Genomic DNA, 12542 nt, shown 5'->3' with positions numbered 1-12542 from the left:
TTTTATTATTTTCCGTATAACTATTCAGCGCTTTTTAATTCAGCTAAATTATCCGTCGGAGCAAGCACATTATTGGCCTGTTCAACCAGCAGATCGTTTTCAAGTGTGAAACTTTGGTTCACCTTTAAATTATTGCTCGAATTTCCAATTTTTACAGTATAGGCACCCTTTTCAGCAATCCATGCAGATTTTTGCGCATCAAAGGAAGCCAGCTCTTTAGGAGTTAAAATAAAAGTTAGTTTCTGCGCTTCGCCGGGCTTCAGCAGTTTGGTTTTTGCAAAACCTTTCAATTCTCTTTCCGGCTTATCCATGTTTTTGCGGGGAGCAGATAAGTAAAGCTGCACGACTTCTTTGCCTGACTGGTTTCCAGTGTTTTTAACATTAACGCTGGCACTGATCGATTTAGAAAATTTAGTGCTGTTCAATTTGATGCCGGTAATGCTGAAATTAGTATAGGATAAGCCAAAACCAAATTCGTAAGCTGGTTTGACATCAAATGACACATTATGCCTGTAACCTACATATATCCCGTCATTATAAACTGCTTTGGCCGGTCTTTTCTCTCCCTTTCCCGGAAATGTCCCTGCTGAGGGAACATCCTCATATTTCATAGGAAAAGTGATTGATAGATGCCCCGAAGGACTAAGTTTTCCTGTGACAATATCCGCAACAGCATTTCCGGCTTCCTGGCCCGGAAGCCATGCAAGTAAAATTGCATCCACTTTATCTCTCCAGGCTGCGACATCTACCGCCGCATCAATATTTAGGATTACAGCCACCCTCTTATTTTTAGCATGAAAAACCGATGAAACATTTTCAATTAATTCAATTTCGGAAGCCTGCAGATAATAATCTTTATCTACGTTTCTGTCACTTCCCTCACCTGCAGTTCGGGAAATCGTAATAACAGCTGTTTCGCCTCTATCAGCAATCGAATTAATTTCATCGATGGTGAATTTTTTTTCCGCAAGCAGTTTTTCCGTTGCAAGGAGGCTCGAACGCTGGGGTCTGTTTCTTTTCTCTGCAGCTATATGCGCTTTATAGCTGTCCATTAACTGCTGGTCCGGTCTGCAGTCTGTATTTTGCAGACCATCAGATATTGAAACTTTGTACGCCTTATATACTTCTCCGCTGCCGGTACCTCCGATATAGGTATCATATGATGCATTCCCAAATAACAATATATTTGATTTATTTAAAGGCAGTGCCGCTTTTTCATTTTTTAATAAAACCAGAGATTCCGCAGCCGCTTTGCGTGCGATTGCCGCATTGGCTTTTAAATCAGGATTATTCGAATATTTATATTTTTTAAATGAAGGGGAATGCAGTACGATATTAAGTATCTTTTCAATATTTCTGTCCAGAAGTTCAACATCTAGAGATTTATTTTCTATTGCTTCCTTAATGGCGGTATATTCCATATCCCTGCCCGGCATCAGCAGATCATTACCCGCTTTAACCTGTTCAACAGGTTTGCGGCCGGCATACCAGTCCGTAACAACAATCCCTTTAAAACCCCATTCTTTTCGCAGTATGGCGGTAAGTAGAGAAGTGCTCTCAGAAGTATATACCCCGTTCAATTTATTATAGGAACTCATAATAGTCCACGGGTCTGCCTCTTTAACGGCAATTTCAAATCCTCTGAGATAAATTTCACGTAATGCCCTCTGCCCGATTACCGCATCTAAATTATAACGGTTGTTTTCCTGGTTATTTACAGCAAAATGCTTTACGGAAGTACCGACTCCATTTGACTGGATGCCGGTAACCATAGCGCTCGTAAGGTAGCCTGCCAGTAAAGGATCCTCCGAATAGTATTCAAAATTTCTGCCGCAGAGCGGATTTCTTTGAATATTTATTCCTGGCGCCAGTAAAATATCGATGCCATATTCCAAAACTTCTTTTCCCATAGCTTTTCCTACCTCTTTAACAAGATCTGTATTCCATGATGATGCCAGCGAGGTTCCTGTTGGAAAAGCTGTCGAATAGTACCTTTTCTTATCATTCACCCTTGCTGTATCTATCCTCAGCCCTGCAGGACCATCTGCCATATAAATTGCAGGAATGCCTAGCCGCGGTATGGCATAGGTACTGCCTGCCGCACCTGGAACTTTTCCGTCAATGCCTCCTGCAACAGGTCCGTTATTATTTTCATTGCCGCGCATGCCGCTGCCTTTTACTAAATTAATTTTTTCTTCCAGAGTCATCGCATTGATCACCTCTTTGACCGGCGACTTCCCCAATTGCGGAGCTCTGCTGATTTGTCCAGATGCCGCACTGAAGGATAGTAGAAAAAAATATATGCAAGTTGATTTTAAAAGCATTCCTCTATTGTTTTTTTTGTTCGTAAATATGTACCGGCCCCAATAAACCCTGGCTCATGAGCTCAGAATCTTTTAACAGCTTGTAGAGCTTGTCGCCTTTGCTTCCCAAACCGGCAAACTCATTAAATTTGGTAGGCGTTACAACAACTTTCACCTTATTTAATCCAGGACGTATGTAATTTGTTATATCACATACATAGGGAGAAAATATCATTGAACTGACTGGTTTGTCGTTAATAATAACATCTGCGCTGAAGCAGACTCTGCCCAAATCCAAAAAGTATGATTTGGATAGATCTGCATCTGCAAGCGTAAAAGTGGCGGTGTACTCTCCCAGCTCAGACGAATGCTTAAAGTCGGCATTGCTTTTCCAGTCAAACAGTCCACTGTTATTAAGAGAAGCAGGGCCTGATTTGATGTCCCATTTATCTATTGCTGCTAATGCCCTGGCATTTTCAGGATTAAATCCTGCAGTTTCTGCAGTTTGTAAATTCTGTATTGGTGAAAGGCTGGCATTCAGAATGATTGTGCTGAATGGCGGCAGAAGGTAACCTGTTTCATTTTTACCGTTAATCATCCCTGGTTTTACAAGTCCGGACTCAGCATCCATCCAGTACGCATTTTTATATTCAGGACTTAATTTCAAATCAATCCTCTGCCATTTTTCACTCTGGTTCCATATAAACTGCAAAAGCGATCCGTCGCTCATCAAGCGTCTGGCCTGTCTTAAATTATTTTTTGTGTCAGCATACCTGACTGGGATATCAAGTGTCTCGGACCATGATGATATGCTGGAATTTATTTCAATAATTTTAGTGCTGCCTGCTTTTGATGTTTCTGCAATGAGTTTTTCAGTCAGCTGATCATTTTTTCTGTAATTATTGAAACTTGGCTGTTTTTTTGCCAGGCTGCCGACCATTAGAATATTTACTGCTGCTTTGGAGAGCTTTTTAAGATTTTCAGCACTTTTAAGCTGTACAAATGGCGGGTCAAAAAGAACAATGGACTGATAAACATTTCCTTTGATGCTTATTTTTTTGTCCGAAGTAGCTTTTAATTCCTGAACGGAAGCATCATTAATCCAGTCCCAGGTGATGCCTTTGGAGTTAAGTTCATTCAGCAGAGGCCATATCTTTTGAAGCCATTCCGTACTGGACGGCTGATTGTAGCTCTCAGGTTCAGAGATTTCAGCGGAAAGAGGCGGCTCGACATCCTTCATGTATCCTTTTAACAAGACTTCTGAGGGATTTGCAGCTGACTGGCTGTAGCTCAGGAAAGGAAAATAAACTAAAACATCCGCCTGAGCCTTACCGCTTCTCATTGCATATTGGACACGCTGACCGTATTGATTTATGCTCTTCATATATTTCCAATAAGGATTGGCCGTTCCCATATTAGTTGAGAACCTGATTCCGACACCGGAATTAAAAAAGGGATACCATCCTTCTTTAGGATAGCCTTCAGGCGAATACTGGTAAGGAACTCCATGCCAGATAATTTGATTCACACCGCTGCAGAAAGCTTTATCCATTAACATTTTAAGTTTCTGCGGTGTAGTCATAAACTCCCTGCCCGAATAGACAGCTGACTCGCAGCTGACTACAGGACGGTTATACAGATGAGCTCCTGATGAAATTATTTTAAAACCTCCTTCTGAAGCGATGTTAAACTGCATGGTCTCCATTTCAGGAATTTGAGTCTCCCCGGCTGCAGCTATCATGTCCATATTAACGCCGTACCCCTGAGTACGATGCAGCAGTCCTCTGGATTCAGCCCATAAGTTAGCAGGTTTAAAGAAATGTTTCACCAGCAGCTCAGATAAAGTCAAATCATAATCATAACGCAGTCTCCAATCCTCTTCACTATATATAAAATCTGGCTGTGCCTCAGGATTAGATAATCTTGAAGTAATGCAGTTATATCCCAGCCAGATATTGGCAGGCAGATATTTTACAGCGTCATAGCCTCTGTTGGCCTTAAAAAATCTAGTGAAATCTTCGGAAAAATGCCGTTCTACTTTAAACTCAAAACTGTCATCAAAAACCGATCGGAAAGGATTTCCGAAATAAGAAGTCATTCCTGTACGCTCTCCAAAAAGATAATTTAAACTTTTTTTCACTTTTGTGGAATCAAAATGATTCATTACAAAACCTGCATTTTTTTTGGCTGAAAGCATTGGCGATTCCATAGCGGGAATTGACCACAGTGCTATTGCCTTCCATGAGGAACCCTTTGGAGAATATATAAAAGTTGAGTCCTTAACTTTGTCTGTTATATTTATCACCGAATCTGCATCCAGCATATATGACTTTTTAGCATTGTCAGGATTATTTAGAACTTTTGCGGCCAGCAGTGCGACAAGCTTTGCCTTAGGGCGATCACCCTTGGCAGCACGCGGAATCTTTAAAGCGTTCTTGTTACCGGAAGGAATATCCATTATTCCATAATCCAGTTTCAAGTTATTGTCATCTTCGGTTAAATGATCTCCGCCCGCAGGCCACCCGCTTCCGTCAGTCATATCAACAGTTACTCCTCTTTTTCTGGCCTCTTCAAATACTGCTTTTAAATTCTCATAATAAAGCGGCGTGTCGAAACCCATAATCCTATCGGCCCGTCCCTTTCCCTTTGTGGGAAATACCAGCGACATTGGCTGAATTTCTACACCTCCAAAATTATTATCAGCAAACAGATTGATTTCAGCTTTCAGCTGTTCTTTATCAACATCATTACCCGGCCACCACCATCTTGCAAATGGAGCGTAGTCAAGCGGCGGCTTTTTAAAGCTCTCAATTGAAATATCGTAGCTTTTAAGCCAGTCTTTTTTTTCCGCTGTCTGTGAATATGAAGCAGTAAGTGAACAAAGAAGCAAGAAAACAAAAAGCTTTTTTCCCATTATAGTAATTGTTTTAGTTTTTTATCTTAAACAGCAGCAAAGGCTGTATTATGATTTAAGCTGGTTCCAGCTTTGCATTTTTTAAACATTCTAAAAATTTAATGCTTTGCAGTTCCTCAACTATTTAAAGAACTGCAAAACATTTAAAAATTACTTCGTAATTTTTTTGCCCTCTATGTCAAACATATCATTCATGCTTCCGGTTACTGATGTTTCATCTTTCTTATCAAGATACAGCGGAATGTCCCAGCCTCCTCCAAGAAAGCGTACTGTAAGGGTATTATCCTTAATCTCTGCTTTTGTTAATTTCAGGGCTGCTGTTCCTTCATTACCAATTGTACCTCCCAGAACGCCATCCGTTTTTGTAACCTCCAATATCATTACAGCATCCCCCTGGGGCATTCCAAAAACATCTAATTTCCATTTCCCAATAAAATACTTTTCGCTTGGAGTTAAATTTCCATCTGCTTTCTGGGCGTTGGCGGCAAATCCCCCAATTAAAAGCATTATCATAATTAAAGTTTTACTAATTGTTTTCATGTGTTAGTGATTTAAGATTAAAATATTAAAAATTGAATTGTGTGAGACTTACATGCTTCTTGTGTTTAACAGGGTAACAGTCTCATATTACCCTGTTGAATTATCTGCTAAAAATTTAACTTCACTGTCAGTTCCAAAGTTCTTGGACGGATACCACCTGCAACAACTGTTTTACCGATATACGGCGTAGCATCTGTAATCTGGTCTGCCCCGACTATGGCTCCTTTTACCCCGCTTTGTCCCAAGAAATTAACTACCTGTAATTTAAAATCGATATTTTTATTAAAATGGTAATCGATACCTCCGAAATTTTCTATCCAGCCGTTATAAGTAAATGCATTGGTTGGATTTGCTGCCTGCGGTCCGAAATATCTCAAGCTCAGCCAGACTCTCACATCACGATCAAACAAATAGTAGCTCGGATCAAGCTCTATAAGAACTTTTGACAGTTCAGGTATATTTTTATTGTTGTATGAATACTCATTTCCGAATATTGAATACGAATAGTTTTTATACTGCGGTTTCTGTAAAGTAAGCAGGAAATGCAGGTTGAAATTTTTAAATGGATTTGAAATGATATCCGTTGTCCATCCTGTTGTACTGATGTCATAAATAATCGGAGCAACTGTCTGCTGCTGCCCTGTAGCGTTATATCCCGTCTGAGAGGTTACAATGTTGTTTTTGCTGATGTGTGTAACTTTCGATACTATACTGAACAGCTCCCCGCGGTTCCAGTATATACCTCCCCCGTAATTTATCACATTCACAAAATTATCTTTTGCAACAGAGGTAATCGCGTCGGCCGTTGGGAAACCGTCTGCATCTCTCTCATTATAATCCCAGTAACGAGAATAAAAACTGTTATAAACTGCATCTGCTAAAAAACCGAAATTGTTGGTAACTTTTGCCACGGCATTCCCTGTAAACACTTTGTTGAACTTGCTTCTCGAATCAGTAACTAAGGGCCTGTCTTTTATAAATTGATTAAGATACGGATCATGTAAATCCCTGTTATTTTCATGTTCAATTCTTACTCCAAATCCTCCGTTAAATCTCGTATTAAAAACAATGTCGTCAGAAAAATATAGACCTGCCTTGTTGATTGTCTGTTCCTGGTAAGATCCAACCCCTGCAGAAGGAAGCAGACCATCTTTTGTCACCTTTGCTTTTACCCCCGGCATTCCCTGTGCTGCAAGATCCATATACCAGTCAACCAGTTTAGGCTGCGGCTCAACGGTCTGATAGTAAATACCCCCATTATATTCAGTAGGTGCAAAATAATACTGATAGGTAAATCCGCCGCGCAGACTATGCTTTCCAATCTTGTGATTAAGTTCAACCCTGGTCAGCGAAGTGGTAATATCCACCTGAGGATAATACTGTGCTGCCATCATCTGCACTGAACCTTCATAAACATTATCAGTATCATAAAATTTAAAAACATCCCCGCTTGCCGCCTGCTGCTCCGGATCCTTAATATTTAAACTGATTGGAAACTGCATGGTGAAAGCCGCTTTTGATTTCATGAACATCGAAGAGTAGTTTAATTTCATTTTGTTTTTAAACCTGTGTTCTCCTGTCAGATATACGGCGTCGCTTACGGTTTTAGTAGCAGAGTCGCTCATCTCGTCACCCCATTTCGATTCCCCGGTATTGTGGTCGTAATAAGGAAAAATTCCCGTGCCCAGAATATAGGAGTCTCCTCCCAGTTTAAAATTATCCAGTTCAGACGTTTTGCCGTTGCCGTCATATCTTAAAGGCGCATAGGAACCAAAAATAGTTCTGTCCTGAGCGTGCTTGTACAGTACTTTCACAAAACCTTTTGAGTATCGCTTTGAAATACCCGCCTTATAAAATTCAGCTTTGTCTCCCCAAGGTGTAAATCCGTAATCAAAACCGCTTGCACGATCATGAATCTGATTGGTCGAAAGGCTGTATCCCCAGCCTTTTTTTCCTATTGGACCGCTTATGGACACATCATAATTCACACTTCCGAAACTGGAAGTGTAAAAAGTAGCATTACCTTTAAAGCTTCTCCCCGGGTCACGGTCAAAAGAAGTAACCATATACCCGACTTTTCCAAAAGTTAAAGCTCCATCGGCAAAAGACATCAATCCCACGCGGCCGATACTGCTGTCGTAACGCCAGGTTGACATTGGAAACTGCGTCCAGAAAGTATATACAATCGGAACATCATTCTCCAGAATAAGCACATCGCCTGCAAAAGGCAGGCCTATATTTAACTGCCTTGGGCTGGAAGCGCTTTCAGCGCTTAACATTACGTTACGGTTTTTAACTTCCTTCGAAACTGCAATGGAATCAGATTTCTGTTCCGCTTCCTTTTTATCCTGCGCAACGATCACAGCACTATTTAAAAACAGAAGAATTCCTGTTAGATATCCGCTGAACTTTCTTTGTTTAATTTTCATAATTATTTATTGGTTGGTTAGTAAATTTTAGCAAGTCAAATTTGTTTTAAGGCATTTTCTGCATTTAAAGTTTTAATAATAAATTTTCTATTCGGTAAATATCACGCAATATATAATTTATTTCATTACGTACAATACACGCAATAGGTAATTTGATATTTTTTTTTATATAAAAATGCCATATGCATATTTTTAACCGTGAAAAATTAAGAACTTTACAAAAACAGACAAACAGTAAAGAAAGCGTTACGACAGCTAATTATTCAGAAAAATATCTTTTTTAGTGAGTTTTTCACAATACAAAAAAAGAAAAGGGATATGTTTTTAGAAAAACAGCAATACACAAATAAGCTGTAAATCGGCTGGATAGATTCTTGATTATTAGCCGGTTTAAAACCTGAAAAAAATAATTTTATTTTATTTTTAAATATTTTTCTGTCATTTTCAATTATGCAGGCAGATATCAAGGCAGTTTAAATATCAGAATCAGCACAGATATTTCATTTTTAAGAAAAATAGAGACACAAAAAGCAGAATAAAAGATCGTTTCCAGCACATTAAATAATTATTGGCTGGCTGTAAAAACAAAAAAAAATCAGCCGTATTTTACAACACGGCTGATGATCAGATTACAAGGCTGCAAAATCCTCTAAAAGTTTAAGCAGATTATTTTTTTTTTGAGAATATCCTCTTTTTCCTTTCTTCAGTTAACTGCGGGCTTTCGCAGATCTCCTGCTGACATTAAGCCGTGAAGCTGCACATGCGGCTTTCTTTCTTTCAGTGCAGCAATGATTAGATCATATAGTAAAAAATTACCCTGCGGCGTTTTACGATTTTCAGCTTTGATATAATCAGCTTTTACCGGTTTAACTGATCCGGCGTAATCATGAGAGATATTTTTTTGAAATGACCGGCTGTTAATTTATTTTGATCCTTATGTGAGATTCTTGAAGTTTATTTGCTCTGGCAGTAAGAATAACCTCCCCGCTGCTGTCATCAGCCTTTATAATAACCAGTCCTTTTCCTTGAAAAACTTTTTTGGAAGTGCCCTGAAAACTGCTCATATCAGACGGATTGCCGTTACCTAACCCGGCAATTGAAGCATTACCATCGAGTTTATATTCGATTTCAAGATCATCAATATTAGGCACTAAGTTGCCCTGTTTATCTACTATCTCTACCGATATGTAGGCAAGATCATTTGAAGATTTATGAAGCACTTTTCGATCTGCTGTCAAACGGATCGCAGCAGCCTCTCCAGAAGTTTTTAATTCTTTGTAATAAACTTTTTTGCCGTTATTGTAACCTTCAGCAGAAATGATTCCAGGCTGATAATCTACCTCAAAGACAGCAGTGACGGACCCCTCAGCAATATTCTGCTCTCCAGCAGTCTTACCATTTATTTTCAAAACTACTTTCTGTGCTTTGGTATAAACATAAACTAACTGTTTTTTGCCTTCTTGTCCCGGCCATGTCCATGATTTTCTTTGTTCGGCAAACCCCCATGGAGAAACTGCCTCTTTCATTCCATCAGGCACTGCATCATGCACAAGAATTTCTAAAGGGCTTATGCCCCAGACCACATCCTGATAATATGAGGCTGCTTTTTTATTTCCAATTAAATCAAAATCACCGCATGCTGCATTAAAAATCGGCCATTCGTCTTTAAAAAATATTCCCATTCCAGCTATCCCTGATCCATCTGGTCTTGACTTTAGCTTAAATCGTGATTTACCAATTCCAGCTTCACCTATATAATCAAATGCAGTCCATTTAAAACTTCCAATCATATAGGGGCTCACTAGCGACTTATTATAATTTTCCAGAGCAAAAAACGGAAGAGATTCTGTAACGACGAAAGTTTTATCAGGCTGTCTTTCATTCTGCCTGTCCACGAAATTTACTACAGAACTGTCTCTCTGAAAATATACAGAACTTCCTTCTAAAAAATAATTGTACCCTTCAACATCTATATTATCCATATGAGGAATGTATGCGGTGAGTGACTTTTTTGTAAACCCAGGCAGATATACAAAAGCTTCTGTAACCGGTCTTGTAGGATCAATTTTTCTTACTTCATCCGCCAATGTTTTCCCTATTTCCTGCCCTAATAAATCCGGAGCTTCATAAATTTCATTTCCGATACTCCACATAATGATCGAAGGATGATTCCTGTCTCGAAGCAGCATTGCATGCAGATCCTTTTTCCACCATTCATTAAAATTAAGATTATAATCTTCCGGATTTTTGGGTCTTACCCACATATCAAAAGCTTCATCCATAACCAGCATTCCTAACCGGTCACAGGCATCCAGTAAAGCCTGGGAAGGAGGATTGTGACTCGTTCTGACCGCATTAAAGCCGCTATTTTTTAATATCTCAATTTTTCTTTCTTCCGCTCTTTCAAATGCAGCCGCACCCAGCGGCCCGTTATCATGATGAATGCAGCCCCCTTTCAGAATTATCTTTTTGCCGTTTAACTGAAATCCGTTCACCCCGTCAAACTTAATTTCCCTGATTCCAAAACTGGTTTCCACACGATCGATAACTTTGCCGCCATCCAATATTTCGGTAACCGCTTTATATAAAGCCGGGGTCTCTACCGACCATAGTTCTGGCGACTGAACCTCTATCTGTTCAGAAATCTCTCCGTTCTGCTGCGCGTCAATATTGTATTTTTTTTCAGACTGGCTTACAACTTTTCCTTTAGAATTGATAATTTTTGTATTCAATATACCTGATTTGGAATGCTCTGAGTGGTTCGTTACCTTAACCTGTAGATTGACTTTTGCCTGTTTTGCAGAAATTTCAGGAGTCGTAACAGCTACTCCCCAGGTCTGTATATGCAGAGGCTCTGTAATAATTAAAGAAACGTTGCGGTAAATCCCCGATCCCGAGTACCATCTTGAGTTTTTCCCTTCGTTGCGCACTTTTACCGCAATTACATTCTCTTTTCCATCCTTGTTCAGAAATGGTGTAATATCATAGCAAAAAGCTGAATACCCGTAGGGCTGATACCCTGCATGCCTGCCGTTAACCCATACATCAGAATTCATGTAAACGCCATCAAAATAAATAGAAATATTTTTCCCCGTGTCTTTTGGCGACAGGGTAAATTTTTTCCTGTACCAAGCTGTGCCTCCGACTGTCCAGCCTGTTGCTGCCTTACCAATGCTTTTTTTTGAAAATGGCCCGACAACCTGCCCGGCCTGCTGGTTGGGCAGATCCTCGATACTCCAGTCATGGGGAAGATTAAGTTTTCTCCATGAAGAGTCATCATAATTACTCTGATCAGCTGTACATACATCTTTATTTATAAAAAGCCAGCTGCTGTTAAAACTGACCTCTCGCTGCGCATTCTGGCCAATACTAATATTTGATGTCATTATAAGCATCGCTGCAAAAATTAGAAATTGTTTCTTTTGTTCTTTTATATTGTTTATCAACAAAATGGATGTTATCAAGTTTACTAATGTTCTTTTCATATTAATTCATTTGGTTTAAATTAGACAGTTAGGATGAAATCTGCAGTACTTAATCTGCTTTTTTTGTTTTGCTGATTCTCCTCACAAATTTGACTAGAAGAGGAAAAGCCGGAGCAGTCATATTGTGGTCAAAGCCCTGCAGCTCAAACAAAGTCGTATTTTGGTGGCCCGATAGTTTGAGCATCCGATCCAGATATGCATTTTCTTCATAACGACCCAGAAGTTCAAGCTCGCGGTCACCCGTGATCAATAATATTGGAGGGGCGGATGGCCTGCAAAAATAAAGCGGTGCGTATTTATCAATTATGGGCTGGGTTTCATTTATCCCCATCTCTTTCCTGATTGTAAAATGAGTTATTGCCTGACCGCTCAGCGGAACAATTCCCGCAACACGATCCGCATCAATATTGTATTTCAGCAGATAATTTTTATCCAGAGTAATCATCAGCGCTAAGTAGCCGCCGGCAGAGTGTCCGGCTATGAAAATTTTATTTGGACTGCCCCCATATTTATGAATATTCTCGAAAACCCATGCAGCAGCAGCAGCAGCATCCTCAATATAACCCGGGGCTTTCACCTTTGGAGACAATCTATAGTCAACACCTACAACAATGAAACTGCTTTTTTTTAGAGCATCAGGTATTTCAGCCTGTCCGTTAGTGAGACCTCCGCCATGGAACCAGATAATAGTAGCGGCATCTTTAGCATTTTCCGGATAATAAATTTCTAACCGGCATTTATCTTTAAGATACTCATCTTTACTGCAGATTAATTCGGAATAGTAATTAAGGCCTGATACTGTTTTATATCCCTGTGAATTCACAAGAATACTCTTCATCGCGACCAATAAAACTAAAATGGCTCTTTTCAT

6 protein-coding genes are annotated in these 12542 nt (G+C 39.6%); all 6 read right to left on the bottom strand.

The genetic code is table 11. From position 1 onward, the window contains the following. Positions 1–20: 20 nt before the first annotated feature. Positions 21–2324 (bottom strand): glycoside hydrolase family 3 N-terminal domain-containing protein, encoded by a 2304-nt coding sequence (locus OZP10_RS14965; RefSeq protein WP_281631593.1) that lies wholly within the window; start codon positions 2322–2324, stop codon positions 21–23. Between the two features lie 4 nt (positions 2325–2328). Further along, complete coding sequence (locus tag OZP10_RS14960; RefSeq protein ID WP_281631592.1) at positions 2329–5217, bottom strand: glycosyl hydrolase; 2889 nt, start codon at positions 5215–5217, stop codon at positions 2329–2331. A 150-nt stretch (positions 5218–5367) separates the two neighbouring features. Continuing rightward, positions 5368–5757: a hypothetical protein gene (locus OZP10_RS14955; protein ID WP_281631591.1), complete on the bottom strand. Its 390-nt coding sequence runs from the start codon at positions 5755–5757 to the stop codon at positions 5368–5370. A 107-nt stretch (positions 5758–5864) separates the two neighbouring features. Next, positions 5865–8186, bottom strand: coding sequence for a TonB-dependent receptor (locus OZP10_RS14950; RefSeq protein WP_281631590.1), 2322 nt, complete (start codon positions 8184–8186; stop codon positions 5865–5867). A 917-nt stretch (positions 8187–9103) separates the two neighbouring features. Further along, on the bottom strand, positions 9104–11671 hold the full coding sequence (locus OZP10_RS14945) for a glycoside hydrolase family 2 TIM barrel-domain containing protein (protein ID WP_281631589.1): 2568 nt from the start codon (positions 11669–11671) through the stop codon (positions 9104–9106). A gap of 49 nt (positions 11672–11720) precedes the next feature. Beyond that, the gene (locus tag OZP10_RS14940) at positions 11721–12542 is read right to left on the bottom strand and encodes an alpha/beta hydrolase (RefSeq protein WP_281631588.1); all 822 of its coding nucleotides are present in this window, start codon (positions 12540–12542) and stop codon (positions 11721–11723) included.

It is taken from the genome of Flavobacterium luteolum, assembly GCF_027111275.1.
GTDB classification, from domain to species: domain Bacteria; phylum Bacteroidota; class Bacteroidia; order Flavobacteriales; family Flavobacteriaceae; genus Flavobacterium; species Flavobacterium luteolum.
Note: the sequence above shows the minus strand (reverse complement) of the source record. Positions and strands in the feature narration are given on the sequence as shown.

Excerpts from the sequence above, each read along its gene's own strand:
- OZP10_RS14960 (WP_281631592.1), bottom strand. The coding sequence starts at position 5,217 with ATGGGAAAAAAGCTTTTTGTTTTCTTGCTTCTTTGTTCACTTACTGCT.
- OZP10_RS14940 (WP_281631588.1), bottom strand. The coding sequence starts at position 12,542 with ATGAAAAGAGCCATTTTAGTTTTATTGGTCGCGATGAAGAGTATTCTT.
- OZP10_RS14945 (WP_281631589.1), bottom strand. The coding sequence starts at position 11,671 with ATGAAAAGAACATTAGTAAACTTGATAACATCCATTTTGTTGATAAAC.
- OZP10_RS14965 (WP_281631593.1), bottom strand. The coding sequence starts at position 2,324 with ATGCTTTTAAAATCAACTTGCATATATTTTTTTCTACTATCCTTCAGT.
- OZP10_RS14950 (WP_281631590.1), bottom strand. The coding sequence starts at position 8,186 with ATGAAAATTAAACAAAGAAAGTTCAGCGGATATCTAACAGGAATTCTT.
- OZP10_RS14955 (WP_281631591.1), bottom strand. The coding sequence starts at position 5,757 with ATGAAAACAATTAGTAAAACTTTAATTATGATAATGCTTTTAATTGGG.